Below are 24,467 nucleotides of genomic sequence, written 5' to 3'. Positions count from 1 at the left end.
GCACCGCCTCAGACCCCCTCCTCGAGAGCTAGCTAGAACCAAGACACGACACGAGGGATATAACGTGCTCGACGTCAACTTCTTCGACGAGCTGCGCATCGGCCTCGCGACCGCTGACGACATCCGCCAGTGGTCGCACGGCGAGGTCAAGAAGCCCGAGACGATCAACTACCGCACCCTCAAGCCCGAGAAGGACGGGCTCTTCTGCGAGAAGATCTTTGGTCCGCAGCGGGACTGGGAGTGTTACTGCGGTAAGTACAAGCGGGTCCGGTTCAAGGGCATCATCTGCGAGCGCTGCGGCGTCGAGGTGACCCGCTCGAAGGTCCGCCGTGAGCGGATGGGCCACATCGAGCTCGCCGCCCCGGTGACCCACATCTGGTACTTCAAGGGCGTGCCGAGCCGGCTGGGCTACCTGCTGGACCTCGCGCCGAAGGACCTCGAAAAGATCATTTACTTCGCCTCGTACGTGGTGACGAGCGTTGACGCCGAAGCGCGTCACCGCGACCTCTCGACGATCGAGAACGAGATCCTGGCCGAGAAGCGGCAGTCGGAGAACAGCCGCGACTCGGAGATCGAGAAGCGGGCCGCCAAGCTCGAGGCCGACCTGGCCGAGCTGGAGGCCGAGGGCGCGAAGGCGGACGTCCGGCGCAAGGTCAAGGAGGGCGGAGAGCGCGAGATGCGCCAGATCCGCGACCGGGCCCAGCGCGAGATTGACCGCCTGGACGAGGTGCTGGACACCTTCCGCAAGCTCGACGCGAAGCAGCTGGTCACCGACGAGCTGCTCTACCGGGAGCTGCGCGACCGGTTCGGCGAGTACTTCACCGGTGGCATGGGCGCCGAGGCGATCAAGGCCCTGGTGCAGAACATGGACCTGGAGGCCGAGGCCGAGCACCTGCGGGAGACCATCCGTACCGGTAAGGGTCAGCGGAAGATTCGGGCGCTCAAGCGGCTCAAGGTCGTCGCCGCGTTCCAGAACACCCGCAACTCGCCGCTCGGCATGGTGCTGGACTGCGTACCGGTCATCCCGCCGGACCTGCGCCCGATGGTGCAGCTCGACGGTGGCCGCTTCGCCACCAGCGACCTGAACGACCTGTACCGCCGTGTGATCAACCGGAACAACCGGCTCAAGCGGCTGATCGACCTCGGCGCGCCCGAGATCATCGTCAACAACGAGAAGCGGATGTTGCAGGAGGCCGTCGACGCGCTGTTCGACAACGGCCGCCGCGGCCGGCCGGTCACCGGCCCGGGTAACCGCCCGCTGAAGTCGCTGTCCGACATGCTCAAGGGCAAGCAGGGCCGGTTCCGCCAGAACCTGCTGGGCAAGCGCGTCGACTACTCCGGCCGGTCGGTCATCGTGGTCGGCCCGAAGCTCAAGCTGCACCAGTGCGGCCTGCCCAAGCAGATGGCGCTGGAGCTGTTCAAGCCGTTCGTGATGAAGCGGCTGGTCGACCTCAACCACGCACAGAACATCAAGTCCGCCAAGCGGATGGTCGAGCGGCAGCGGCCGGTCGTGTGGGACGTGCTGGAAGAGGTCATCGGCGAGCACCCGGTGCTGCTCAACCGGGCGCCGACCCTGCACCGGCTCGGCATCCAGGCGTTCGAGCCGCAGCTGGTCGAGGGCAAGGCCATCCAGATCCACCCGCTGGTCTGCACCGCGTTCAACGCGGACTTCGACGGTGACCAGATGGCGGTGCACGTGCCGCTGTCCGCCGAGGCCCAGGCCGAGGCGCGGATCCTGATGCTGTCGTCGAACAACATCCTCAAGCCGGCCGACGGCAAGCCGGTCACCATGCCCACCCAGGACATGGTCATCGGTCTCTACCACCTGACCCACCTCACCGCCGGTGAGCGCGGGGAGGGCCGGGCGTTCAGCTCGGACGCCGAGGCGCGGATGGCGTACGACAACGGCGAACTGCACCTGCAGGCGCCGGTCAAGATCCGGCTGCGGGACGTCGTCGAGGTCGACAACGGTGTTGGCGGGCAGCCCTGGACCGGCCCCGAGGGCTGGGTTCCGGGCGAGCCGGTGACCGTGGAGACCACCCTCGGCCGGGTGCTGTTCAACGAGACCCTGCCGCAGGGCTACCGGTTCGTGAACTACGAGATCCGCAAGGGGCAGCTCTCCGCGATCGTCAACGATCTCGCCGAGCGGTTCCCGAAGGTGGCCCTCGCGGCGACCCTCGACGGGCTGAAGGAGGCCGGTTTCCACTGGGCCACCTGGTCCGGCGTGACCATCGGCATGGAGGACGTCATCGCTCCGCCGCGCAAGCGGGAGATCCTGGAGCGGTACGAGAAGGAAGCCGACCGGATCGACAAGCAGTACCAGCGTGGTCTGATGACCGCCGAGGAGCGTCGCGGCGAACTCATCGAGATCTGGACCAAGGCGACCAACGAGGTCGCCAAGGAGATGGACACCGCGCTGCCGCAGGAGAACCCACTGTGGAAGATGATCAACTCGGGTGCCCGCGGTAACCTGCTCCAGCTCCGGCAGATCGCGGCGATCCGTGGTCTGGTGGCCAACCCGAAGGGTGAGATCATCCCGCGGCCGATCAAGGCCAGCTACCGGGAGGGTCTGTCCGTGCTGGAGTACTTCATCTCCACGCACGGTGCCCGTAAGGGTCTCGCGGACACCGCCCTGCGTACCGCCGACTCGGGTTACCTGACCCGTCGTCTGGTGGACGTCTCGCAGGACGTGATCATCCGCGAGGAGGACTGCGGCACCGACCGGGCCATCCCGATGCAGATCGGTCAGCAGCTCGACGGCGGTCTCGTGGTGCACGAGCACGCGGAGACCAGCGTGCACGCCCGTACCCTGGCCGACGACATCAAGGGGCCGGACGGCACCGTCGTCGCCGAGCGGGGCGCGGACATCAACTCGATCCTGGTCGACCGGATCGTCGCCGCCGGGGTCGAGACCGTCCGGGTGCGCAGCGTGCTCACCTGCGAGTCGAAGCTCGGCGTCTGCGGTGCGTGCTACGGCCGCTCGCTGCCGACCGGCAAGATCGTGGACGTCGGCGAGGCGGTCGGCATCATCGCCGCCCAGTCGATCGGTGAGCCGGGTACGCAGCTGACGATGCGTACCTTCCACACCGGTGGCGTAGCGGGTGAGGACATCACCCAGGGTCTGCCGCGTGTCCAGGAGATCTTCGAGGCCCGGATCCCGAAGGGCAAGGCGCCGATCGCCGACACCCCCGGCCGGATCCGGATCGAGGACGGCGAGCGGTCGCGCAAGATCGTGGTGATCCCGGACGACGGCAGCGACGAGATCGTCTATGACAAGATCTCGAAGCGGGTCCGGCTGCGGGCGCACGACGGCGACCACGTCGAGGTCGGCGAGAAGCTCACCGAGGGCACCATCGACCCGCACGAGCTGCTCCGCATCCTCGGCCCCCGGGCGGTCCAGGTCCACCTGACCCAGGAGGTCCAGGAGGTCTACCGCTCCCAGGGTGTGCTCATCCACGACAAGCACATCGAGATCATCATCCGCCAGATGCTCAAGCGGGTGACGGTCATCGACTCCGGCTCGACCGAGTTCCTGCCGGGCGTGCTGGTCGACCGGGCGCTGTTCGAGTCGGAGAACCGCCGACTCGTCTCCGAGGGCGGCGAGCCCGCGGCCGGCCGTCCGGTGCTGATGGGCATCACCAAGGCCTCGCTGGCCACCGACTCCTGGCTCTCGGCGGCCTCCTTCCAGGAGACCACCCGGGTGCTGACCGACGCGGCGATCCACGCCCGCAGCGACTCGCTGATCGGTCTCAAGGAGAACGTGATCATCGGTAAGCTCATCCCGGCCGGTACCGGCATCAGCAAGTACCGCAACGTCCGGGTCGAGCCGACCGAGGAGGCGAAGGCCAAGGTCTACTCGATGACCGGCTACCCGGAGACCGACTACGGCTTCGGGCCGGCCAGTGGCCAGGCGGTTCCGCTGGACGACTTCGACTTCGGGTCGTACCGCTAGACCGTGCGGTGACGTGGGAGGCCCCCGGCAGACTGCCGGGGGCCTCCTCATGTCCCGGGCAGGTCCGGTCCACGGCCGGGTGGGCAGGGGACCGGCCAGCCGGGGCGGAGAAGCTCGCCGCAGGTGCGGCGCGGACGTCCGCCCGCAGGCATCATGTGGTGATGACGACCGCACCCGGATCGGCGCCCGCCGCGTCGGCACCGCGTCACCCGCTCGACCCGGACCCGGTCCGGGCGACCAAGGCCCGGACGGTCTTCGCCCTGGGCCTGATGGCCGCGCTGACGGGACTGCTGGTCGGCGGCGTGGTGCCGGCCACGGTGGCCCTGTACCTGGCCCGGCAGGCGCGCCGGGAGGCGTACGCATCGGGGGGTTTCCTGACCGGGGCGGCCTGGCTACGTCGCGGCGAGCGGTTGGCCTGGACGGGCCTGGTGCTGGTCGCGGTCAGCCTGGTGGCGATGCTGGTGATCGGCGTGGTCCGGCTCGCCGAGGCGCCGTACGGGCAGGACTTCGCGCCCAACGTCGACTGACCGGTGCGGCCGGCTCGTCCGCGCTCCCAGCGCCGAGGGGCTGACCCCCGGCGGTAGCCTGACCGGTGTCCGTCGCGCGGTGCGTGGACGCTGCCGATGAGGAGGATCCCGTGACGGAACCGGCGCGCCCCGACGGCGGCGAGTCCACCCAGCCCACCGCCGGGCGCCCCGCTGCCGACGCGACGGGAGAGGCCGGGTGGGCGTGGCCCGGATCCGCACCGGAGCGGGCCGCCGCGTCGCCCTCCGCGCCGCCGGCCCCCTCCTCGCCCCCGGCTCCCTCCTCGCCCCCTGTCCCCTTCTCGCCCCCGGTCCCGTCCGTACCGCCTGGGTGGCCGTCCTTCGGTCCGCCGCCCGGCTCGCCGGCGGCTCCGGGCTGGCATCCGGGCGGTTCGGGCTGGGCCGCGTCGCAGCCCGCGCCACCGCCCGCGCCACCGCAGGGCCACTCCCGCCCGCCGAAGCGGATCGAGCCGGTGCCCGGCACGCCGTTCGCGGTGGTGCACCTTGACGTGCCCCCGGTCGCCTCCGGCCTGGCGGTGGGCTCCCTGGTGGCGGGAATCACGTCGATCCTGGTGTCGATCCTGGTCTTCTGCTTCGGCGCGGTCGGGGGAGGGGCGAACGGTGCCTGGGCGGCCGGCGCCTTCGCCGCGCTGGGCGGCCTGACCGGGGCCGGCGCCGCCGTGGCCGGTCTGCTCGGCCTGCGGCAGATCCGGCGGCCGGCCCCTCCGCCGGCGGTCCGGTTCACCGGTCGAGGTCTGGCCATCGCCGGAATCAGCTGCGGCGGGGCCGGTCTGCTGCTCTGCCTGCTCGGTCTGGGGCTGGCATTGGTGTTGGCCCTGGCCTGACCAGATCCGGGGTGGGGCCCGGGGCCTGCCCGGGGCTGTCGGCCAGGTTCCGGTGGAGCCGGTACACTTGTATCCGTAGGTGCCCATCATGGGCGGGTGGTGCGACGGGTCCGGCCGGCACGTGGTGCGAAGTCCGGCAGGTTTCCCGTTTTGACCTGCACGGCTGTGGTAGGTACTCTTTCCCCTTGTGCCCGGGCCCGCCCGGGCAAATCGTGCGTGCGCTGGAGCCGGCGATCCGATATCCGGCCGGCGCCACGACTGAGACCAGAAGATCCGGCCTGCGGCGATCCGTGTGCCGGTGACAGACCCCGGGACTGCGCGCAAGCGTCGGAACGGGACCGTGATGGGGCGACACGCCCGACCGCGGGTGCCGGGACCTCCGCGAGGTGGCCCTGGCCGGAATGTAGGAGAGCCGGTCACGAGATCGGCTACGGCAGACGGCGCGGCCGCGAGAGCGGCCGAAGGGAGCGGAGAAACCCGGTGCCCACCATTCAGCAGTTGGTCCGAAAGGGCCGCCAGGCGAAGACGACCAAGACCAAGACCCCGGCGCTCAAGGGATCCCCGCAGCGGCGCGGCGTGTGCACTCGCGTGTACACCACCACCCCCAAGAAGCCGAACTCGGCGCTGCGCAAGGTCGCTCGTGTCAAGCTCAGCAGCCAGGTCGAGGTGACCGCCTACATCCCGGGTGTCGGGCACAACCTGCAGGAGCACTCGATCGTGCTCGTGCGTGGTGGCCGGGTGAAGGACCTTCCCGGTGTGCGTTACAAGATCGTTCGCGGTTCGCTGGACACCCAGGGTGTCCGCAACCGCAAGCAGGCGCGCAGCCGGTACGGCGCGAAGAAGGAGAAGAGCTGACATGCCGCGTAAGGGACCCGCTCCGCGGAAGCCGCTGGTCGCTGACCCGGTGTACAACTCGCCGTTGGTCACCCAGCTGGTGAACAAGATCCTGCTGCGGGGCAAGCGTCAGCTCGCCGAGCGCATCGTGTACGCGGCCCTGGAGGGCTGCCGCGAGAAGTCGGGCACCGACCCGGTCGTCACCCTCAAGCGCGCGATGGACAACGTCAAGCCGACGCTCGAGGTGCGCAGCCGCCGGGTCGGTGGCGCCACCTACCAGGTGCCGGTCGAGGTCCGGCCGGCCCGCGCGACCACGCTCGGTCTGCGCTGGCTGGTGACGTACTCCAAGGCTCGTCGGGAGAAGACCATGGTCGAGCGGCTGATGAACGAGCTGCTCGACGCGAGCAACGGCCTCGGTGCCGCCGTCAAGCGGCGCGAGGACACGCACAAGATGGCCGAGTCCAACAAGGCCTTCGCGCACTACCGCTGGTAACACCCTGGTTCCGGTGCCACTGGCACCGGAACCGCCACCAGTTGTGTCGAGACGACGATAAGTAGGGATTGAAGTGGCCGCCGCAGACGCGCTCGCCAACGTACGCAACATCGGCATCATGGCGCACATCGATGCCGGTAAGACCACTACCACCGAGCGAATCCTGTTCTACACCGGCATCACGTACAAGATCGGTGAGGTCCACGAGGGCGCCGCCGTCATGGACTGGATGGAGCAGGAGCAGGAGCGCGGTATCACCATCACCTCCGCCGCCACGAAGTGCGAGTGGAAGGGCCACACGATCCAGATCATCGACACGCCCGGCCACGTCGACTTCACGGTCGAGGTGGAGCGGTCGTTGCGGGTCCTGGACGGTGCGGTCGCGGTCTACGACGGCGTGGCCGGCGTGGAGCCGCAGACGGAGAACGTCTGGCGGCAGGCGGACAAGTACAACGTCCCCCGGATGTGTTTCGTCAACAAGCTCGACCGCACCGGCGCGGACTTCTTCCGCTGCGTGCAGATGATGATCGACCGGCTGAAGGCCACCCCGCTGGTCCTCCAGGTGCCGATCGGCGCCGAGTCGGACTTCGTCGGCGTGGTGGACCTGGTCGGGATGCGCGCCCTCACCTGGCGCGGGGAGACCCAGAAGGGTGAGGACTACGCGGTCGAGGAGATCCCGGCCGAGCTGGCGGACATCGCGGCCGAGTGGCGCGAGAAGCTGCTGGAGACCCTGGCCGACGTGGACGACTCGGTGATGGAGAAGTACCTCGAAGGCGAGGAGATCTCCGTCGAGGAGATCCAGTCCGCCATCCGGCGGGCCACCATCGCCGGCCGGGCCAACCCGGTGCTCTGCGGTACCGCGTTCAAGAACAAGGGCATCCAGCCGATGCTCGACGCGGTCGTCGCGTACCTGCCGTCGCCGCTGGACATCCCGGCGATCGAGGGTACGGCGACCGACGGTGAGACGCCGCTGCAGCGCAAGCCGTCCACCACGGAGCCGTTCTCCGGCCTGGCGTTCAAGATCCAGACCGACCGGCACCTCGGCAAGCTCACCTACGTCCGGGTCTACTCCGGTGTGGTCGAGTCCGGTTCCCAGGTGGTCAACTCCACCAAGGACCGCAAGGAGCGGATCGGCAAGATCTACCAGATGCACGCCAACAAGCGGGAGGAGCGCAGCTCCGCCAAGGCTGGCGACATCATCGCGGTGCAGGGTCTGAAGCAGACCACCACCGGCGACACGCTGAGCGACCCGGCGAACGCGGTCATCCTGGAGTCGATGACCTTCCCGGAGCCGGTCATCGAGGTCGCCATCGAGCCGAAGACCAAGGCTGACCAGGAGAAGCTCAGCACCGCCATCCAGCGGCTGGCCGAGGAGGACCCGACCTTCCGCGTCAAGCTGGACGACGAGACCGGCCAGACGGTCATCTCCGGCATGGGTGAGCTGCACCTGGACATCCTGGTCGACCGGATGCGCCGCGAGTTCAACGTCGAGGCGAACATCGGTAAGCCGCAGGTGGCGTACCGCGAGACCATCCGCCGCAAGGTGGAGAAGATCGAGTACACCCACAAGAAGCAGACCGGTGGCTCCGGCCAGTACGCCCGGGTGATCATCAGCCTGGAGCCGCTGCCGCTGGACAACGACTCGCCGACCTACGAGTTTGCCAACGCCGTCACCGGTGGCCGCATCCCCCGGGAGTTCATCCCTTCGGTGGACGCGGGCGCCCAGGACGCCATGCAGTACGGCATCCTCGCCGGCTTCCCGCTGGTGGGTGTCAAGCTGACCCTGTTGGACGGCCAGTACCACGAGGTCGACTCGTCCGAGATGGCGTTCAAGATCGCCGGTTCGATGGTGCTGAAGGAGGCGGCCCGCAAGGCCGACCCGGCGCTGCTCGAACCGATGATGGCCGTTGAGGTCACCACTCCGGAGGAGAACATGGGTGACGTCATCGGCGACCTCAACTCCCGCCGCGGCATCATCCAGGCGATGGAGGAGCGCGGCGGTGCCCGCGTCGTCCGCGCCCTGGTGCCGTTGTCGGAGATGTTCGGCTACGTCGGCGACCTGCGGTCGAAGACCCAGGGCCGGGCTAGCTACAGCATGCAGTTCGACTCCTACGCCGAGGTTCCGCAGAGCGTGGCGAAGGAGATCATCGCGAAGGCGACGGGTGAGTGAGCATCGAGCGAAGCGAGGAGCGGAGCGAGCCCGGAGTTGAGCCGGAAACGTGGCGAAGGCGACGGGTGAGTGACGCTCACCTGAGCTGATCCGATGAACCGGCGGTGGTCGCGGGAGGCTTTCCCCGACCGCGACCACCTCGGTCGGATTGGGTGAATTCCGGGCCTGTAGGCTTCATCGCCGCAGAACCCACAAAGCTCTCCGGCCGTCAGGCCGGAAAGGCTGTCGACAGAGTCCTAAGCGCCGACCTGGCGCGCCGGGGCGAACGAACCAAGAAGTCCACAGGAGGACACCAGTGGCGAAGGCGAAGTTCGAGCGGACTAAGCCGCACGTCAACATCGGCACCATTGGTCACATCGACCACGGTAAGACGACGCTGACGGCGGCCATCACGAAGGTCCTGCACGACCAGTACCCGGACCTGAACCCGTACACGCCGTTCGACGAGATCGACAAGGCGCCGGAGGAGAAGGCCCGCGGCATCACGATCTCGATCGCGCACGTCGAGTACCAGACCGAGGCGCGGCACTACGCGCACGTCGACTGCCCCGGGCACGCCGACTACATCAAGAACATGATCACCGGTGCCGCCCAGATGGACGGCGCGATCCTGGTGGTCGCGGCGACCGACGGCCCGATGCCGCAGACCCGCGAGCACGTGCTGCTGGCCCGCCAGGTCGGCGTGCCGTACATCGTCGTGGCGCTGAACAAGAGCGACATGGTCGACGACGAGGAGCTGCTGGAGCTCGTAGAGCTCGAGGTCCGCGAGCTGCTCTCGTCGCAGGAGTACCCGGGCGACGACCTGCCGGTCGTGCGGGTCTCGGCGCTGAAGGCCCTGGAGGGTGACCCAGAGTGGACCGGTCGCCTGCTGGAGCTGATGAACGCCGTCGACACCGCGATTCCGCAGCCGGAGCGCGAGACCGACCGGCCGTTCCTGATGCCGATCGAGGACGTCTTCACGATCACCGGTCGGGGCACCGTCGTCACCGGTCGCGCGGAGCGCGGCATCCTCAAGCCGAACGAGGAGGTGGAGATCGTCGGTATCCGCGAGAAGTCGCAGCGGACGGTCTGCACCGGCATCGAGATGTTCCGCAAGCTGCTCGACGAGGCCCGCGCGGGTGAGAACGTCGGTCTGCTGCTGCGGGGCATCAAGCGCGAGGACGTCGAGCGCGGCATGGTGGTCGTCAAGCCGGGCACCACGACCCCGCACACCGAGTTCGAGGCGACCGTCTACATCCTCTCCAAGGAGGAGGGTGGCCGGCACACGCCGTTCTTCCAGAACTACCGTCCGCAGTTCTACTTCCGGACCACGGACGTCACCGGTGTCGTCACCCTTCCCGAGGGCACCGAGATGGTCATGCCGGGCGACAACACCACGATGACCGTGAAGCTGATCCAGCCCATCGCGATGGAGGACAACCTCAAGTTCGCGATCCGGGAGGGTGGCCGTACGGTCGGCGCTGGTCGCGTCACCAAGATCATCAAGTGAGCTGGGTAACCCCGATTAGACCCGCCGCCAGTCGTGCGGCATACTAGTCAGGTTGCGTAACGACAGTTCGCTGCCCGTGTTCGGCTTCCGTCGAACCTCCGGGTAGGCAGAGCAGTCGGGCGTGGGGTGGTTGGTGGCCCGTCCGCCAACCACCCTCGCGCGGCGTTCAGGTCGCCTCAGCGCGATCGGCGCCTGGACCCACCGCGGTCAGGATCGCTCCGGAGCCCCGGGGCGGAGCCTGGCCACAGGGCGCGACACGCCCGACCGCGGGGGTGGGCGAAGAGGGCCTGTGCCAGCCGGTACAGGCACCCGCAACACAGCGGCATCGAGAGAAGGAACAGAAGCCACCATGGCGGGACAGAAGATCCGCATCCGGCTCAAGGCCTATGACCACGAGGTCATCGACTCCTCGGCTCGGAAGATCGTCGAGACGGTGACGCGCACCGGGGCGCAGGTCGCGGGCCCGGTGCCGCTGCCCACGGAGATCAACCGTTTCTGCGTCATCCGCTCGCCGCACAAGTACAAGGACTCGCGCGAGCACTTCGAGATGCGTACGCACAAGCGACTGATCGACATCATCGACCCGACCCCGAAGACGGTCGACTCGCTCATGCGCCTCGACCTGCCGGCTGGCGTCGACATCGAGATCAAGCTGTAGGGACCGGACACATGGACAGGCAAGTTAAGGGGATCCTGGGCGCGAAGCTCGGCATGACCCAGGTCTGGGACAACAACCGCGTTGTGCCGGTGACCGTGGTTCAGGCCGGCCCGTGCGTCATCACCCAGGTTCGGGGCGCCGACAAGGACGGTTACTCCGCGGTCCAGCTGGCGTACGGGACGATCGATCCGCGCAAGGCCAAGAAGCCGCTGCGCGGGCACTACGCCAAGGCGGACGTGGCGCCGCGCCGGCATATCGTCGAGCTGCGCACCACCGACGCCGCGGACTACTCGCTCGGCCAGGAGGTCACGGTCGAGGAGTTCCCGGCCGGCGTCTCGATCGACGTCACCGGCAGGACCAAGGGCAAGGGCTACGCCGGCCCGATGAAGCGGCACGGCTTCCACGGTCTGCGCGCCAGCCACGGTGTCGAGCGCAAGCACCGCTCGCCGGGCTCCATCGGGGCCTGCGCCACCCCGGGCCGGGTCTTCAAGGGCACCCGGATGGCCGGCCGGATGGGCGGCGTGCGCTACACCGTGCAGAACCTGACCGTCCAGGCGGTCGACACCGAGAACAACCTCCTGCTCGTCCGCGGCGCCATTCCCGGCCCCAAGGGCGCGCTGGTCCTGGTCCGCACCGCGGCCAAGACCAAGGCGAAGAAGGGCGGTGCGGCCAAGTGACCACCGTTGACGTCCTGAACTCCGAAGGCACCGCGACCGGCTCGGTCGAGCTGCCCGCCGACATCTTCGACGTGCAGGCGAACATCGCGCTGATGCACCAGGTCGTCGTGGCGCAGCTCGCCGCGGCCCGGCAGGGCACCCACAAGACCAAGACCCGGGGCGAGGTCTCTGGCGGCGGCAAGAAGCCGTACAAGCAGAAGGGCACCGGTCGGGCCCGGCAGGGCTCGATCCGCGCGCCGCAGTTCGCCGGCGGTGGCGTCGTCCACGGCCCGGTGCCGCGCGACTACAGCCAGCGCACCCCGAAGAAGATGAAGGCCGCCGCGCTGCGCGGCGCCCTGTCGGACCGGGCCCGCGCCGGGCAGGTGCACGTCGTCGAGGCGTTCGTCTCGGGCGAGAAGCCGTCGACCAAGGCCGCGCTGGCCACGCTCGCCAAGCTGACCGAGGCCCGTCGGGTGCTGGTCGTGCTGAGCAGCACCGACGAGCTGAACTGGGTGTCGCTGCGCAACGAGCCGCGGGTGCACCTGATCGAGTCCGGCCAGTTGAACACGTACGACGTGCTGGTGGCCGACGACGTGGTCTTCACGAAGGAGGCCCTGGACGAGTTCCTCGGGCTGCCGACGGCGGTCGGCCCGGCGGCCGGGTCCGGCGAGACCACCGAGGAGGGTGGCAAGTGAGCACGATCGCCGATCCGCGCGACATCATCGTCGCGCCGGTCGTCTCCGAGAAGAGCTACAGCGAGCTGAACCGCAACTGGTACACCTTCCTGGTGCACCCGGACGCGAACAAGACCGCGATCAAGATCGCCATCGAGCAGATCTTCAACGTCCGCGTCCTGACGGTCAACACGCTCAACCGCGAGGGCAAGCGCAAGCGGACCCGGACCGGGTTCGGCAAGCGCAAGGACACCAAGCGGGCGATGGTGAAGCTGGCTGAGGGCGACCGCATCGACGCCTTCGGCGGCCCGGTCAGCTGAGGGGTGTAGACAATGGCTATCCGTAAGTACAAGCCGACGACGCCGGGCCGGCGTGGCTCGAGCGTCGCCGACTTCGCCGAGATCACCCGGTCGACGCCCGAGAAGTCGCTGCTGGCTCCGCTGCCCAAGAAGGGCGGCCGGAACGCGCACGGCCGGATCACCGCTCGCCACCAGGGCGGCGGCCACAAGCGCCAGTACCGGCTGATCGACTTCAAGCGGGTCGACAAGGACGGCGTGCCGGCCAAGGTCGCGCACATCGAGTACGACCCGAACCGCACCGCGCGGATCGCGCTGCTGCACTACGCCGACGGCGAGAAGCGTTACATCATCGCGCCGAAGGACCTGAAGCAGGGCGACGCCGTCGAGTCGGGTCCGAGTGCCGACATCAAGCCGGGCAACAACCTGCCGCTGCGCAACATCCCGGTCGGCACCACGATCCACAACGTGGAGCTGCGTCCGGGCGGCGGTGCCAAGCTGGCCCGCTCGGCCGGCGTCGGCATCCAGCTGCTCGGCCGGGAGGGCGCGTACGCGACCCTGCGTATGCCGTCGGGTGAGATCCGGCGGGTCGACGTGCGCTGCCGCGCCAGCATCGGCGAGATCGGCAACGCCGACCAGTCGAACATCAACTGGGGTAAGGCCGGCCGGATGCGCTGGAAGGGCAAGCGCCCGACCGTCCGTGGTGTCGCCATGAACCCGGTCGACCACCCGCACGGTGGTGGCGAGGGCAAGACCTCCGGTGGTCGCCACCCGGTCAACCCGCAGGGTAAGCCCGAGGGCCGCACCCGTCGTAAGGGCCAGCCGAGTGACCGGCTGATCGTCCGCCGCCGCTACGCCACGCGTAAGCGCGGCTGAGGGAGATAAGACATGCCTCGCAGCCTGAAGAAGGGCCCGTTCATCGACGACCACCTGCTCAAGAAGGTGGAGACGCAGAACGAGAAGGGCTCCAAGAACGTCATCAAGACCTGGTCGCGGCGCTCGACGATCATCCCGGAGATGCTCGGGCACACGATCGCCGTGCACGACGGACGCAAGCACGTCCCGGTGTTCGTGACCGAGGCGATGGTCGGGCACAAGCTCGGCGAGTTCGCGCTGACCCGCACGTTCAAGGGTCACGAGAAGGACGACCGGAAGAGCCGCCGGCGCTGACGCCGCGGGCATACGGATAGAGGATCAAGGGGTTACAGCGATGCCAGGAAAGGGCGACGCTCCGGTGCTTCCGGGCGCGCGGGCGGTTGCGCGGTACGTGCGCATCTCGCCGATGAAGGCGCGCCGGGTGGTCAACCTCGTCCGCGGCCTGCCCGCGAAGGAGGCGCTCACGGTGCTGCAGTTCGCGCCGCAGGCGGCGAGCGAGCAGGTGTACAAGGTGCTCGCGAGTGCGATCGCCAACGCGGAGAACAACGAGCGGCTGGACCCCGACGCGCTGCTCGTCAGCGAGGCGTTCGTGGACGAGGGCCCGACCATGAAGCGGTTCCAGCCGCGGGCGCAGGGCCGGGCGTACCGGATCCGTAAGCGCACCTGCCACATCACCGTGGCGGTCGAGGCGGTCGCGCCGGCCGCGCCGAAGCAGTCGGCGAAGAAGGCGGCCCCGGCGGAGCAGACCGCACCGGCCGAGACGCAGAGCAACACGGAGGGCGCCGAGTAATGGGTCAGAAGGTTCACCCGCACGGGTTCCGGCTCGGCATCTCGACCGACTGGAAGTCCCGCTGGTTCGCGGACAAGCTCTACAAGGACTACATCGGCGAGGATGTCAAGATCCGCCGGATGATGTCCAAGGGCCTGGAGCGCGCCGGCATTTCCAAGGTCGACATCGAGCGCACCCGCGACCGGGTCCGGGTCGACATCCACACCGCCCGGCCGGGCATCGTCATCGGCCGTAAGGGTGCCGAGGCCGACCGGATCCGCGGCGAGCTGGAGAAGCTCACCGGCAAGCAGGTGCAGCTGAACATCATCGAGGTGAAGAACCCCGAGTCGGACGCGCAGCTGGTCGCCCAGGGCGTGGCCGAGCAGCTCTCCAGCCGGGTCAGCTTCCGTCGGGCGATGCGCAAGGCGATGCAGTCGGCGATGAAGAACCCGCTGTGCAAGGGCATCCGGGTGCAGGTCTCGGGTCGCCTCGGCGGCGCCGAGATGAGCCGCACGGAGTTCTACCGCGAGGGCCGGGTTCCGCTGCACACGCTGCGGGCCAACATCGAGTACGGCTTCTTCGAGGCGCGTACCACCTTCGGCCGCATCGGCGTGAAGGTCTGGATCTACAAGGGTGACGCGGTGCCGGGTCGGGAGGCCCCGGCCGAGGCGCCGTCGCGCCCGCGCCGGGAGCGTGGCGACCGTCCCGAGCGGCCGCGCCGTGGTCGGTCCGGTTCGTCCGGTACGACCTCCGGTGGCACCGAGGCCGGCCGGGCTGCCGCGACGACCGTCGCGCAGCAGGCCGAGACGCCGAGCGGCGAGCCGGTGGACCCGTCCGCCGTCGCCGCCGCGGCAGAAACGCAGCAGGAGGGCTGACAGATGCTGATGCCGCGCAAGCCCCCGAAGGGCTTCCGCAAGCCGCACCACCCGGACCGCAGCGGCGCGTCCAAGGGCGGCAACCGGGTGGTGTTCGGCGAGTTCGGGATCCAGGCTCTCGAGCCGGCGTACGTGACGAACCGGCAGATCGAGTCGGCGCGTATCGCGATGACCCGCCACATCAAGCGTGGTGGCAAGGTCTGGATCACCATCTTCCCGGACCAGGCCCTCACGAAGAAGCCGGCGGAGACCCGGATGGGTTCCGGTAAGGGCTCGCCCGAGTGGTGGGTCGCCAATGTGAAGCCGGGACGGGTGCTCTTCGAGATGTCCTTCCCCAACGAGCAGATCGCGCGAGAGGCGATGCGTCGCGCGATCCACAAGCTCCCGATGAAGTGCCGCATTGTGACGCGCGAAGTGGGTGAATCCTGATGGCAGCGGGCGTTAAGGCCGCCGAGCTGCGTGAACTCTCCGAGGAGGAGCTGGTCACGAAGCTGCGCGAGGCCAAGGCGGAGCTGTTCAACCTCCGTGTCCAGGCCGCGACCGGGCAGCTGGACAACAACCGGCGGCTGCAGGTCATCCGTCGGGAGATCGCCCGGATCTACACGATCATGCGTGAGCGTGAGCTGGGGCTCTCGGCCGCGCCGACTGAGGTGACTGCAGGATGAGCGAGAACACCACCGTTACGCGCGGCCGGCGTAAGGTCCGCGAGGGCCTCGTGGTCAGCGACAAGATGGAAAAGACCGTCGTGGTCGAGGTCGAGGACCGGGTCAAGCACGCGCTGTACGGCAAGATCATGCGCCGGACCAGCAAGCTCAAGGTTCACGACGAGCAGAACTCCGCCGGTATCGGCGACCGGGTCCTGATCATGGAGACCCGACCGCTGTCCGCCACCAAGCGGTGGCGGCTCGTGGAGATCCTCGAGAAGGCCAAGTAGCGAAGGCTCGAGCTCGGCCGAGATCGGTCGGGCGCAGGTTCCGCCAGGCTCCGGCCGCCCCGGCGGCCGGAGAACCGGCAGACATAGGAGATAGACGTGATTCAGCAGGAGTCGCGACTGCGTGTCGCCGACAACACGGGTGCCCGGGAGATCCTGTGCATCCGGGTTCTCGGTGGCTCCGGTCGGCGCTACGCGAGCATCGGCGACGTCATCGTGGCGACCGTCAAGGACGCGATCCCGGGTGCCGGTGTGAAGAAGGGCGACGTCGTCAAGGCGGTCGTCGTCCGCACCGCCAAGGAGCGGCGGCGGCCGGACGGTTCGTACATCCGCTTCGACGAGAACGCCGCCGTCATCATCAAGGACGGTGGGGACCCGCGCGGTACCCGTATCTTCGGCCCGGTCGGGCGCGAGCTGCGGGACAAGCGGTTCATGAAGATCATTTCTCTCGCGCCGGAGGTGTTGTGACCGTGAGCGAGCGGAGCGAGCGAACCAGCAGGCCCAGTAGGTGCAAGCTTCAGGCGCGCGCCGACCGGAGGGAGGCGCGGGCATGAAGGTCAAGAAGGGCGACACGGTCGTCGTCATCGCCGGCAAGGACAAGGGTGCCAAGGGCAAGGTCATCGCGGCCTACCCGCGGCAGGACAAGGTCCTGGTCGAGGGCGTGAACCGGATCAAGAAGCACACCCGCATCAGCACCACTCAGCGTGGCGCCAAGACCGGTGGCATCGTCACCCAGGAGGCCCCGATCCACGTCTCGAACGTGATGGTCGTGGACTCCGACGGCAAGCCGACCCGCGTCGGTTACCGGATCGACGAGAACGGCCAGAAGGTCCGCATCGCGCGTAGCACGGGTAAGGACCTGTGATGACCACGGCTACCGAAACCAAGACCACGCCGCGCCTCAAGGAGCGGTACCGCAACGAGATCGTGGCCCAGCTGCGCGAGCAGCACAACTACGGCAACCCGATGCAGGTGCCGCGGTTGGTCAAGATCGTCGTGAACATGGGTGTCGGCGAGGCCGCTCGGGACGCCAAGCTCATCGACGGGGCGGTCCGCGATCTGGCCACCATCACCGGCCAGAAGCCGCAGGTCCGGCGGGCGACGAAGTCCATCGCGCAGTTCAAGCTCCGCGAGGGCATGCCGATCGGCGCGAAGGTGACCCTGCGCGGCGACCGCATGTGGGAGTTCCTGGACCGGCTGCTGTCGATCGCGCTGCCGCGTATCCGCGACTTCCGCGGCCTCGACGGGCGCAAGCTCGACGGGCACGGCAACTACACGTTCGGTCTGACCGAGCAGTCGGTGTTCCACGAGATCGATCAGGACAAGATCGATCGCCAGCGGGGCATGGACATCACGGTGGTCACGACCGCCACGACCGACGACGAGGGCCGGGCGCTGCTGAAGCTCCTGGGCTTCCCGTTCAAGGAGAACTGAGATGGCCAAGAAGGCGCTGATCCTCAAGGCGGCCGCGAAGCCGAAGTTCTCGGTTCGCGCGTACACCCGCTGCCAGCGGTGCGGGCGTCCCAAGGCGGTCTACCGCAAGTTCGGGCTCTGCCGGGTGTGCATCCGGGAGATGGCCCACCGCGGTGAGCTGCCCGGCGTGTCCAAGGCTTCCTGGTAATAGCCCGGCGCGCTTCGCGCGTCAGCTGGACTGTCTCTTCGCCGTAGGCCTGTGGGCGCAACCCCGCGGGAACCCCGGCGAGAAAGGTTGACGAGTTTCATGACGATGACCGACCCGATCGCAGACATGCTCACGCGTCTGCGTAACGCCAACCAGGCGTACCACGACCGGGTGACGATGCCCTACTCGAAGATCAAGGCGAACATCGCCGAGGTCCTCAAGTCCGAGGGTTACATCGCCACCTGGGCAGTCGAGGAGCCCGAGGAGGGTGCCGTCGGCAAGCGACTGGTCGTCGAGCTGAAGTACGGCCAGAACCGGGAACGGAGCCTGGCCGGTATCAAGCGTGTCTCCAAGCCCGGTCTGCGGGTGTACGCCAAGTCGGACGGGCTCCCCCGGGTGCTCGGTGGGCTGGGCGTGGCGATCATTTCGACGTCCCAGGGACTGCTCACCGACCGGCAGGCCCGCAAGCGGAGCGTTGGCGGGGAAGTCCTCGCCTTCGTCTGGTAACGGGAGACTGGTAGAAATGTCGCGTATTGGACGTAAGTTGATCCCGGTGCCGTCCGGAGTCGACGTGACGATCGACGGCCAGACCGTCAAGGTCAAGGGCCCCAAGGGCGAGCTGTCGCACACCCTGGCCGAGCCGATCACCATCGAGCGGGCCGAGGACGGGCAGCTGAACGTCAACCGCCCGAACGACGAGCGCAAGGCCAAGGAACTGCACGGCCTGAGCCGTACCCTGGTCTCGAACATGATCGTCGGGGTCACCGAGGGCTACCGCAAGAGCCTGGAGATCGCCGGTACCGGTTACCGCGTCACGGCCAAGGGCAAGGACCTGGAGTTCGCTCTCGGGTTCTCGCACCCGGTCCTGGTGCAGGCGCCGGACGGCATCACCTTCACGGTGGAGCGGCCGACGCTGTTCCACGTGGCCGGCATCGACAAGCAGTTGGTCGGTGAGGTCGCCGCCAACATCCGGAAGATCCGCCCGCCGGAGCCCTACAAGGGCAAGGGCGTGAAGTACCAGGGCGAAGTGATCCGCCGTAAGGCCGGAAAGGCAGGTAAGAAGTGAGCGCCACGCTGCTCAAGCGCCGCCGCGGCGTCGCCGCCAGGCGTGCCGTCGGGCGGGCGCGGCGGCACTTCCGAGTCCGCAAGAACGTCAGCGGCACCGCCGAGCGTCCCCGCCTGGTGGTCACCCGTTCGCTGCGGCACATCGTCGCCCAGATCGTGGACGACACCAGGGGACACACCCTGGCGTCGGCCTCGACCCTGGACGCCTCGCTGCGCGGTACGGAGGGCGACAAGAGCGCCCTGGCCGGCAAGGTCGGCGGCCTGCTCGCCGAGCGGGCCAAGGCCGCCGGCATCTCCAAGGTCGTCTTCGACCGCGGTGGCAACCGGTACGCGGGGCGGGTAGCCGCGCTCGCCGACGCCGCCCGCGAAGCCGGGCTCGAGTTCTAATCCCCGTCACGAGAGAGAAGGAAGGCTGCTGATGCCAGGTCAACAGCGCCGTGGCGGCGGGTCCGGTGGCAACGAGGGTGGTCGCCGCGACAACCGCCGTGAGGGCGGCCGCGGAAACGCGCCCGCCGAGAAGACCCCGCACCTCGAGCGGGTCGTCGCGATCAATCGCGTCGCCAAGGTCGTGAAGGGCGGTCGTCGCTTCAGCTTCACCGCCCTGGTGATCGTGGGCGACGGCGACGGCACCGTGGGCGTGGGCTACGGAAAGGCCAAGGAGGTGCCCGCGGCGATCGCCAAGGGTGTCGAGGAGGCCAAGAAGCACTTCTTCAAGGTGCCGCGGATCGGTTCCTCGATCCCGCACCCGGTGCAGGGCGAGGCCGCCGCCGGTGTGGTGCTGCTCAAGCCGGCGTCCGCCGGTACGGGTGTCATCGCCGGTGGCCCGGTCCGTGCCGTGCTGGAGTGCGCGGGCATCCACGATGTGCTCTCCAAGAGCCTCGGTTCGTCGAACCCGATCAACATCGTGCACGCCACCGTGGCCGCGCTGAAGGGGCTGGAGTCCCCGGAGGCCGTCGCCGCGCGGCGGGGCCTGCCGGTGGAGGACGTCGCGCCGGCGGCCATGCTGGCCTCGCGGGCGGAGGTGGCTTCCTGATGGCACGTCTCAAGGTCACCCAGGTCCGCTCGGAGATCGGGACCAAGCACAACCAGCGTGAGTCGCTGCGTTCGCTCGGTCTCAAGCGGATCAACGACGTGGTGGTCAAGGAGGACCGGCCCGAGATTCGCGGCATGATCTTCACGGTGAGCCACCTCGTGAAGGTCGAGGAGGTCGAGTAATGACGATCAAGGTCCACCACCTGCGCCCGGCGCCGGGGGCCAAGACCGCGAAGACCCGCGTGGGTCGCGGTGAGGGCTCCAAGGGCAAGACCGCCGGTCGCGGTACGAAGGGCTCCAAGGCCCGAAAGAACATCCCGGCGGCGTTCGAGGGTGGGCAGATGCCCATCCACATGCGTCTGCCGAAGCTGAAGGGCTTCAAGAACAAGTTCAAGGTGGTCTTCCAGGTGGTCAACCTGGACCGCCTGGCCGAGCTGTTCCCCAACGGTGGCCAGATCGGCCCGGCCGAGCTGGTCGACGCCGGCGCGGTCCGCAAGGGTCAGCCGGTGAAGGTCCTCGGCACCGGGGACCTCGGCGGTGTGGCGCTCCAGGTGTCGGCGCACGCGTTCAGCGCGTCGGCCAAGGAGAAGATCACGGCCGCCGGCGGCTCGGTCACCGAGCTGTAGGGCTGTACGACCCATGGCGCCCGCCAGTTGATCCCAGCTGGCGGGCGCCCTGGTCTACGACGGGCCGTGCGCCCGGTAACATCGGATTCGGTTTATGTAGCCGGGCACATCTGCCCGTACCGGGATCGGGCTGTTAGAGTCCCTTCCCAGCTATGGATATCGGGCACCTGCCCGGCACCCACCCCGACCCGCCAGGGACGACCGGCGGCCCGCCTCGCGCAGGAGGAAGAAGTTGCTGTCCGCCTTTCTCAGTGCGTTCCGTACGCCTGACCTGCGCAAGAAGCTGCTGTTCACAGTAGGCATCGTCGCGATCTACCGGCTCGGCGCCACGGTGCCCAGCCCAGGCGTCTCGTACGGCAACGTGCAGAAGTGCATCGAAACCACCGAAGGCTCGACGGGTGTCCTCAACCTCCTCGACCTCTTCTCCGGTGGCGCGCTGCTGCAGCTGTCGATCTTCGCGCTGGGCATCATGCCCTACATCACCGCGTCGATCATCCTGCAGCTGCTGACGGTGGTCATCCCCCGGCTGGAGCAGCTCCGCAAGGAGGGCCAGGCCGGCCAGGCGAAGATCACCCAGTACACCCGCTACCTGACCCTGGGGCTGGGTGTCCTGCAGGCCTCGGCGTTCGTCGCGCTGGCCCGCTCCGGCCAGCTGTTCAACAACATGTGCGACGAGGAGATCATCCCCACCGGCACCGGTGTCCCGGACTGGCTGACGCTGTCCATCCTGGTGATGACGATGACCGCCGGCACCGGCGTGGTCATGTGGCTCGGTGAGCTGATCACCGACCGGGGCGTCGGCAACGGCATGTCCGTCCTGATCTTCACCTCGATCGCCGCCCGCCTGCCCAGCGAGGGCTGGCGGATCAAGGAGAGCCAGGGCTGGGCCAAGTTCTTCCTCGTCATCGCCCTGGTGCTGGTGGTCATCACCGCGGTCACCTTCATCGAGCAGGCGCAGCGCCGCATCCCGGTGCAGTACGCCAAGCGCATGATCGGCCGGCGGATGTACGGCGGCACCTCCACCTACATCCCGCTGAAGGTCAACCAGGCGGGTGTGATCCCGGTCATCTTCGGCTCGTCGCTGCTCTACCTGCCGCAGCTGGCGCTGCAGTTCTTCGACCAGACCGACCCGGGTAAGACCCAGGCGTGGATCCAGAACAACCTGGTCGACCCGACCAGCCCGATCTACATCGTGGTCTACTTCCTGCTGATCATCTTCTTCACGTACTTCTACGTCTCGATCACGTTCAACCCGACCGAGGTCGCGGACAACATGAAGAAGTACGGCGGCTTCGTGCCCGGCATCCGCCCCGGCAAGCCGACCGCCGACTACCTGGACTTCATCCTCAGCCGCATCACCCTGCCGGGCGCGCTGTACCTCGCGACCATCTCGATCCTGCCGAACTTCTTCTTCATCTGGCTGGACCGGCAGCAGTACCTCAACTTCCCGTTCGGTGGTACCGCTGTGCTGATCATGGTTGGCGTGGCTCTCGAGACCAGCAAGCAGATCGAGAGCCAGCTGATGCAGCGGAACTACGAAGGGTTCCTGCGGTAGATGAGACTGGTTCTGGTTGGCCCGCCGGGCGCGGGCAAGGGCACACAGGCAGAGTTCATCGCCGCGCACCTTTCCGTGCCGAAGATCTCGACCGGCGACATCTTCCGGGCCAATGTGTCCCAGGGCACGCCGCTGGGCGTGGAGGCCAAGCGCTACATGGACGCCGGCAAGCTGGTGCCGGACGAGGTCACCATCAACATGGTGCGGGACCGGCTCGCCGAGCCGGACGCCGCCGAGGGCTTCCTGCTCGACGGCTTCCCGCGGACCACCCCGCAGGCCGCCGCGCTGGACAAGCTCCTCGCCGACCTCGGGACCGCGCTGGACATCGTGCTGGAACTGGTGGTCGACGACGACGAGGTGATCCGCCGGCTCTCCGGCCGGCGGACCTGCCGGGGCTGCGGCAAGATCTGGCACGTCGAGTTCGATCCGACCAACCGGGACGGCATCTGCGACCGCTGCGGCGCTGAGCTGTTCCAGCGTGACGACGACAAGCCGGAGACCATCGCCGCCCGGCTGCGGGAGTACGCCGACAAGACCGCGCCGCTGGTGGACTACTACGGCGCCCAGGGGAAGCTGGTCGGCATCGACGCCACCGGCCCGGTGGAGGACGTGACGGTCCGCGCGATCGACGCCCTCCGGTCGTACGGAGGCTGAGGTCGGCCCAGCCGCCAGCCGGATAGAGTGCGAACAGCGGGGCACGTCCGGCGTACCCCGCTGTCTCGGCAACGAAAGGTAGCGCCTCCATGCGTCGTCCCCAGCTGGACATCCAGCTGAAGACCCCCGAGCAGATCGAGAAGATGCGTGCCGCCGGCCTGGTGGTCGCGGAGGCGCTCCGCCGGATGCGGGAGGCGGTTGCCCCCGGGGTGAGCACCGCCGATCTGGACGTGATCGCCGAGGCGACGATCCGCGAGGCGGGCGCGATCCCGTCGTTCAAGGGCTACCACGGCTTCCCGGCGTCGATCTGTTCCTCGGTGAACGAGCAGATCGTGCACGCCATCCCGTCGCCGGGGCAGGTTCTCGCCGAGGGTGATCTGATCTCCATCGACTGCGGTGCGGTGCTCGACGGATGGCACGGCGACGCGGCGATCACGGTCGGCGTGGGCGAGGTCGACCCGGCGCTGCTGCGGATGGCCGAGGTCGCCGAGGACGCGATGTGGGCCGGCATCGCCACGGCCGCGCGCGGCGCGGCCAGCGGGAAGGGTCGGCTGACCGACATCTCCCACGCGGTGGAGAACGCGGTGCGCCGAGCCGGTCGCTACGGCATCGTCGACGGCTACGGCGGCCACGGCATCGGTACCGAGATGCATCAGGATCCGCACGTGCTCAACCACGGGCGACCGGGCAAGGGCCCACGGTTGGTGCCGGGCCTGGCGCTGGCCATCGAGCCGATGATCACCATGGGTTCGCCGCGTACCGAGGAACTCGCCGACGGCTGGACCGTCGTCACCCGGGACGGGTCACGCGCCGTGCACGTCGAGCACACCATGGCCCTGCTGCCGGACGGGGTGTGGGTGTTGACCGCCCACGACGGCGGGCGGGCCCGCCTCGGCGACCTGGTCACCGCGCGCCAGCCGAGCACCTCACCCGCCTCCTGACCCCGCCGCAACCCGCCCTGCGCCGGGGTGCCCCGGGCCCGGGGCACGTGGGCCCCGCTACCCGGGCTGGCGGCACGGTGGCATGCTTGCCGGCATGGACGGGCGGGACGGTATGCGTGCGGCGGATTCCGACCGGCAGGCCGTGGCCGAGCGGCTCCGGGTCGCCCTGGACGAGGGCCGGCTCGACCTGCACGAGTACGACGAGCGGTTGCAGCGGGCCTATGCCGCTCGGACGTACGCCGAGCTGGATGCCCTGGTGGGCGATCTGCCGGGAGCGGCTGCGGCGGTGCCCGCCGGGGTGCCCGTGCCGCGGGACGGCGGTGCGGACGCGCCGGTGCCGGCCGAGGGCGGGCGTGGGGTGACCGCGCGCTGGTTGGCCGAGGTCTGGGAGCCATGGCTCAAGGTCGTCGGAATCGTGGTGGTGATCTGGGTCGTCACCTCGCTGGCGGCCGGTGAGCCGAACTACTTCTGGCCGGGCTGGGTGGCCGGCCCCTGGGGTGCGGTGGTGCTGGTGCGTACCGTCACCGGGCTGGCCACCGGCGAGCCTCGACGGCAGGCGGCCGAGCGGGAGCGTCGCCGGCAGCGGCGGGCGGAGAAGCGGGCGCTCAAGCGGGAGCGCGCGGCGATCGCCGGGCAGCAACCCGGCGAGATCGGTGCGGACGGTGTGGCTGGCGACGAGGCCGCCGGACGCGATCCCGGCGAGCAGGCGCGGCGTCCGGAGCGGGGCGGCACGGCCTGAACGTCCCGTTTGCCCGACCCGCCGGTGCCGGTCCGCCGGCCGGTTTGGCGACGGCGTGCGGGCGGGCGTACACTTTCTGATCGGCGCACAGCGTCCACTCCGCCATGCCCACCAGCGCTTCGGTGGGACTGCGGAGCCGCGGCTGGCGCGGGAAGCCTGATCTAGATCAAGCACCCGTGTAAGGCGTTGTGA

Annotated in this window: 32 protein-coding genes; all 32 read left to right on the top strand. The window is 68.8% G+C overall.

What is annotated here, in order from left to right:
* The first annotated feature begins 64 nt into the window (after positions 1-64).
* The 32 genes from O7615_RS09105 to O7615_RS08950 all read left to right on the top strand — a co-directional run bounded on the left by O7615_RS09105 (position 65) and on the right by O7615_RS08950 (position 24,275).
* Positions 65-3,952: a DNA-directed RNA polymerase subunit beta' gene (locus O7615_RS09105; protein ID WP_278176933.1), complete on the top strand. Its 3,888-nt coding sequence runs from the start codon at positions 65-67 to the stop codon at positions 3,950-3,952.
* A gap of 161 nt (positions 3,953-4,113) precedes the next feature.
* Positions 4,114-4,479, top strand: coding sequence for a hypothetical protein (locus O7615_RS09100; RefSeq protein WP_278176932.1), 366 nt, complete (start codon positions 4,114-4,116; stop codon positions 4,477-4,479).
* A 470-nt stretch (positions 4,480-4,949) separates the two neighbouring features.
* Complete coding sequence (locus tag O7615_RS09095) at positions 4,950-5,321, top strand: hypothetical protein (RefSeq protein ID WP_278182027.1); 372 nt, start codon at positions 4,950-4,952, stop codon at positions 5,319-5,321.
* A gap of 480 nt (positions 5,322-5,801) precedes the next feature.
* Positions 5,802-6,176 carry a 30S ribosomal protein S12 gene (gene rpsL, locus O7615_RS09090; RefSeq protein WP_013735958.1) on the top strand — a complete coding sequence of 125 codons (375 nt, stop codon included), beginning with the start codon at positions 5,802-5,804 and terminating at the stop codon, positions 6,174-6,176.
* A 1-nt stretch (position 6,177) separates the two neighbouring features.
* Entirely contained in the window at positions 6,178-6,648 is a 471-nt protein-coding gene (gene rpsG / locus O7615_RS09085) for a 30S ribosomal protein S7 (RefSeq protein WP_091079418.1), read from the top strand.
* A gap of 73 nt (positions 6,649-6,721) precedes the next feature.
* Positions 6,722-8,818, top strand: a complete 2,097-nt coding sequence (gene fusA, locus O7615_RS09080; RefSeq protein ID WP_278176931.1) for an elongation factor G — start codon at positions 6,722-6,724, stop codon at positions 8,816-8,818.
* 295 nt (positions 8,819-9,113) lie between these two features.
* Positions 9,114-10,307 carry an elongation factor Tu gene (gene tuf, locus O7615_RS09075; RefSeq protein WP_278176930.1) on the top strand — a complete coding sequence of 398 codons (1,194 nt, stop codon included), beginning with the start codon at positions 9,114-9,116 and terminating at the stop codon, positions 10,305-10,307.
* Positions 10,308-10,656: 349 nt separating this feature from the next.
* Positions 10,657-10,965, top strand: a complete 309-nt coding sequence (gene rpsJ, locus O7615_RS09070) for a 30S ribosomal protein S10 (RefSeq protein WP_278176929.1) — start codon at positions 10,657-10,659, stop codon at positions 10,963-10,965.
* Between the two features lie 11 nt (positions 10,966-10,976).
* On the top strand, positions 10,977-11,642 hold the full coding sequence (gene rplC / locus O7615_RS09065) for a 50S ribosomal protein L3 (RefSeq protein WP_278176928.1): 666 nt from the start codon (positions 10,977-10,979) through the stop codon (positions 11,640-11,642).
* Complete coding sequence (rplD, locus tag O7615_RS09060; RefSeq protein WP_278176927.1) at positions 11,639-12,316, top strand: 50S ribosomal protein L4; 678 nt, start codon at positions 11,639-11,641, stop codon at positions 12,314-12,316. The genes rplC and rplD overlap by 4 nt, the downstream gene beginning before the upstream one ends.
* Positions 12,313-12,615 (top strand): 50S ribosomal protein L23, encoded by a 303-nt coding sequence (gene rplW / locus O7615_RS09055; protein WP_092378661.1) that lies wholly within the window; start codon positions 12,313-12,315, stop codon positions 12,613-12,615. The genes rplD and rplW overlap by 4 nt, the downstream gene beginning before the upstream one ends.
* Positions 12,616-12,627: 12 nt before the next feature.
* Positions 12,628-13,467, top strand: a complete 840-nt coding sequence (gene rplB, locus O7615_RS09050; protein WP_278176926.1) for a 50S ribosomal protein L2 — start codon at positions 12,628-12,630, stop codon at positions 13,465-13,467.
* Positions 13,468-13,479: 12 nt separating this feature from the next.
* The gene (gene rpsS / locus O7615_RS09045) at positions 13,480-13,761 is read left to right on the top strand and encodes a 30S ribosomal protein S19 (RefSeq protein WP_013735950.1); all 282 of its coding nucleotides are present in this window, start codon (positions 13,480-13,482) and stop codon (positions 13,759-13,761) included.
* 40 nt (positions 13,762-13,801) lie between these two features.
* Positions 13,802-14,257 carry a 50S ribosomal protein L22 gene (rplV, locus tag O7615_RS09040; protein ID WP_278176924.1) on the top strand — a complete coding sequence of 152 codons (456 nt, stop codon included), beginning with the start codon at positions 13,802-13,804 and terminating at the stop codon, positions 14,255-14,257.
* Positions 14,257-15,111, top strand: a complete 855-nt coding sequence (gene rpsC, locus O7615_RS09035) for a 30S ribosomal protein S3 (RefSeq protein ID WP_278176923.1) — start codon at positions 14,257-14,259, stop codon at positions 15,109-15,111. Before rplV ends, rpsC begins: the two co-directional genes overlap by 1 nt.
* Positions 15,112-15,114: 3 nt before the next feature.
* Positions 15,115-15,540 (top strand): 50S ribosomal protein L16, encoded by a 426-nt coding sequence (gene rplP / locus O7615_RS09030; protein WP_007465292.1) that lies wholly within the window; start codon positions 15,115-15,117, stop codon positions 15,538-15,540.
* On the top strand, positions 15,540-15,776 hold the full coding sequence (gene rpmC, locus O7615_RS09025) for a 50S ribosomal protein L29 (RefSeq protein WP_012015118.1): 237 nt from the start codon (positions 15,540-15,542) through the stop codon (positions 15,774-15,776). Before rplP ends, rpmC begins: the two co-directional genes overlap by 1 nt.
* The gene (rpsQ, locus tag O7615_RS09020) at positions 15,773-16,045 is read left to right on the top strand and encodes a 30S ribosomal protein S17 (protein ID WP_278176922.1); all 273 of its coding nucleotides are present in this window, start codon (positions 15,773-15,775) and stop codon (positions 16,043-16,045) included. The genes rpmC and rpsQ overlap by 4 nt, the downstream gene beginning before the upstream one ends.
* Before the next feature lie 96 nt (positions 16,046-16,141).
* On the top strand, positions 16,142-16,510 hold the full coding sequence (gene rplN / locus O7615_RS09015) for a 50S ribosomal protein L14 (RefSeq protein WP_007465279.1): 369 nt from the start codon (positions 16,142-16,144) through the stop codon (positions 16,508-16,510).
* Between the two features lie 82 nt (positions 16,511-16,592).
* On the top strand, positions 16,593-16,907 hold the full coding sequence (gene rplX / locus O7615_RS09010; protein ID WP_093403735.1) for a 50S ribosomal protein L24: 315 nt from the start codon (positions 16,593-16,595) through the stop codon (positions 16,905-16,907).
* Positions 16,907-17,476 carry a 50S ribosomal protein L5 gene (gene rplE / locus O7615_RS09005; protein ID WP_278176921.1) on the top strand — a complete coding sequence of 190 codons (570 nt, stop codon included), beginning with the start codon at positions 16,907-16,909 and terminating at the stop codon, positions 17,474-17,476. Before rplX ends, rplE begins: the two co-directional genes overlap by 1 nt.
* A gap of 1 nt (position 17,477) precedes the next feature.
* Positions 17,478-17,663 carry a type Z 30S ribosomal protein S14 gene (locus O7615_RS09000; protein ID WP_007073023.1) on the top strand — a complete coding sequence of 62 codons (186 nt, stop codon included), beginning with the start codon at positions 17,478-17,480 and terminating at the stop codon, positions 17,661-17,663.
* A gap of 99 nt (positions 17,664-17,762) precedes the next feature.
* Entirely contained in the window at positions 17,763-18,170 is a 408-nt protein-coding gene (gene rpsH / locus O7615_RS08995; protein ID WP_093403619.1) for a 30S ribosomal protein S8, read from the top strand.
* A gap of 16 nt (positions 18,171-18,186) precedes the next feature.
* A complete protein-coding gene (gene rplF, locus O7615_RS08990) occupies positions 18,187-18,729 on the top strand; it encodes a 50S ribosomal protein L6 (protein ID WP_278176920.1) in 543 nt (180 codons plus the stop codon).
* Complete coding sequence (rplR, locus tag O7615_RS08985) at positions 18,726-19,115, top strand: 50S ribosomal protein L18 (RefSeq protein WP_278176919.1); 390 nt, start codon at positions 18,726-18,728, stop codon at positions 19,113-19,115. Before rplF ends, rplR begins: the two co-directional genes overlap by 4 nt.
* A gap of 31 nt (positions 19,116-19,146) precedes the next feature.
* Positions 19,147-19,761, top strand: coding sequence for a 30S ribosomal protein S5 (gene rpsE, locus O7615_RS08980; RefSeq protein ID WP_278176918.1), 615 nt, complete (start codon positions 19,147-19,149; stop codon positions 19,759-19,761).
* Complete coding sequence (rpmD, locus tag O7615_RS08975) at positions 19,761-19,943, top strand: 50S ribosomal protein L30 (protein ID WP_278176917.1); 183 nt, start codon at positions 19,761-19,763, stop codon at positions 19,941-19,943. Before rpsE ends, rpmD begins: the two co-directional genes overlap by 1 nt.
* A complete protein-coding gene (rplO, locus tag O7615_RS08970; protein WP_278176916.1) occupies positions 19,943-20,386 on the top strand; it encodes a 50S ribosomal protein L15 in 444 nt (147 codons plus the stop codon). Before rpmD ends, rplO begins: the two co-directional genes overlap by 1 nt.
* Before the next feature lie 232 nt (positions 20,387-20,618).
* Entirely contained in the window at positions 20,619-21,941 is a 1,323-nt protein-coding gene (gene secY, locus O7615_RS08965) for a preprotein translocase subunit SecY (protein ID WP_278176915.1), read from the top strand.
* Positions 21,942-22,595 carry an adenylate kinase gene (locus O7615_RS08960; RefSeq protein WP_278176914.1) on the top strand — a complete coding sequence of 218 codons (654 nt, stop codon included), beginning with the start codon at positions 21,942-21,944 and terminating at the stop codon, positions 22,593-22,595.
* An 89-nt stretch (positions 22,596-22,684) separates the two neighbouring features.
* Positions 22,685-23,536, top strand: coding sequence for a type I methionyl aminopeptidase (gene map, locus O7615_RS08955; RefSeq protein WP_278176913.1), 852 nt, complete (start codon positions 22,685-22,687; stop codon positions 23,534-23,536).
* Between the two features lie 94 nt (positions 23,537-23,630).
* Complete coding sequence (locus O7615_RS08950; RefSeq protein WP_278176912.1) at positions 23,631-24,275, top strand: DUF1707 domain-containing protein; 645 nt, start codon at positions 23,631-23,633, stop codon at positions 24,273-24,275.
* Positions 24,276-24,467 lie beyond the last annotated feature (192 nt).

The sequence above is a fragment of the Micromonospora sp. WMMD1082 genome, assembly GCF_029626175.1.
Classification (GTDB): domain Bacteria; phylum Actinomycetota; class Actinomycetes; order Mycobacteriales; family Micromonosporaceae; genus Micromonospora.
The sequence above is the reverse complement of the archived record's forward strand: the minus strand, read 5'-3'. Positions and strand labels throughout refer to the sequence as shown.

What these genes read in the sequence shown, in the direction of transcription:
- O7615_RS09100 (WP_278176932.1), top strand. Translation starts at nt 4,114, where the DNA reads ATGACGACCGCACCCGGATCGGCGCCCGCCGCGTCGGCACCGCGTCAC.
- rpsG (WP_091079418.1), top strand. Translation starts at nt 6,178, where the DNA reads ATGCCGCGTAAGGGACCCGCTCCGCGGAAGCCGCTGGTCGCTGACCCG.
- rpsJ (WP_278176929.1), top strand. Translation starts at nt 10,657, where the DNA reads ATGGCGGGACAGAAGATCCGCATCCGGCTCAAGGCCTATGACCACGAG.
- rplC (WP_278176928.1), top strand. Translation starts at nt 10,977, where the DNA reads ATGGACAGGCAAGTTAAGGGGATCCTGGGCGCGAAGCTCGGCATGACC.
- rplB (WP_278176926.1), top strand. Translation starts at nt 12,628, where the DNA reads ATGGCTATCCGTAAGTACAAGCCGACGACGCCGGGCCGGCGTGGCTCG.
- rpsS (WP_013735950.1), top strand. Translation starts at nt 13,480, where the DNA reads ATGCCTCGCAGCCTGAAGAAGGGCCCGTTCATCGACGACCACCTGCTC.
- rplV (WP_278176924.1), top strand. Translation starts at nt 13,802, where the DNA reads ATGCCAGGAAAGGGCGACGCTCCGGTGCTTCCGGGCGCGCGGGCGGTT.
- rpsC (WP_278176923.1), top strand. Translation starts at nt 14,257, where the DNA reads ATGGGTCAGAAGGTTCACCCGCACGGGTTCCGGCTCGGCATCTCGACC.
- rplP (WP_007465292.1), top strand. Translation starts at nt 15,115, where the DNA reads ATGCTGATGCCGCGCAAGCCCCCGAAGGGCTTCCGCAAGCCGCACCAC.
- rpmC (WP_012015118.1), top strand. Translation starts at nt 15,540, where the DNA reads ATGGCAGCGGGCGTTAAGGCCGCCGAGCTGCGTGAACTCTCCGAGGAG.
- rpsQ (WP_278176922.1), top strand. Translation starts at nt 15,773, where the DNA reads ATGAGCGAGAACACCACCGTTACGCGCGGCCGGCGTAAGGTCCGCGAG.
- rplX (WP_093403735.1), top strand. Translation starts at nt 16,593, where the DNA reads ATGAAGGTCAAGAAGGGCGACACGGTCGTCGTCATCGCCGGCAAGGAC.
- rplE (WP_278176921.1), top strand. Translation starts at nt 16,907, where the DNA reads ATGACCACGGCTACCGAAACCAAGACCACGCCGCGCCTCAAGGAGCGG.
- O7615_RS09000 (WP_007073023.1), top strand. Translation starts at nt 17,478, where the DNA reads ATGGCCAAGAAGGCGCTGATCCTCAAGGCGGCCGCGAAGCCGAAGTTC.
- rpsH (WP_093403619.1), top strand. Translation starts at nt 17,763, where the DNA reads ATGACGATGACCGACCCGATCGCAGACATGCTCACGCGTCTGCGTAAC.
- rplF (WP_278176920.1), top strand. Translation starts at nt 18,187, where the DNA reads ATGTCGCGTATTGGACGTAAGTTGATCCCGGTGCCGTCCGGAGTCGAC.
- rpsE (WP_278176918.1), top strand. Translation starts at nt 19,147, where the DNA reads ATGCCAGGTCAACAGCGCCGTGGCGGCGGGTCCGGTGGCAACGAGGGT.
- rpmD (WP_278176917.1), top strand. Translation starts at nt 19,761, where the DNA reads ATGGCACGTCTCAAGGTCACCCAGGTCCGCTCGGAGATCGGGACCAAG.
- rplO (WP_278176916.1), top strand. Translation starts at nt 19,943, where the DNA reads ATGACGATCAAGGTCCACCACCTGCGCCCGGCGCCGGGGGCCAAGACC.
- O7615_RS08960 (WP_278176914.1), top strand. Translation starts at nt 21,942, where the DNA reads ATGAGACTGGTTCTGGTTGGCCCGCCGGGCGCGGGCAAGGGCACACAG.
- map (WP_278176913.1), top strand. Translation starts at nt 22,685, where the DNA reads ATGCGTCGTCCCCAGCTGGACATCCAGCTGAAGACCCCCGAGCAGATC.
- O7615_RS08950 (WP_278176912.1), top strand. Translation starts at nt 23,631, where the DNA reads ATGGACGGGCGGGACGGTATGCGTGCGGCGGATTCCGACCGGCAGGCC.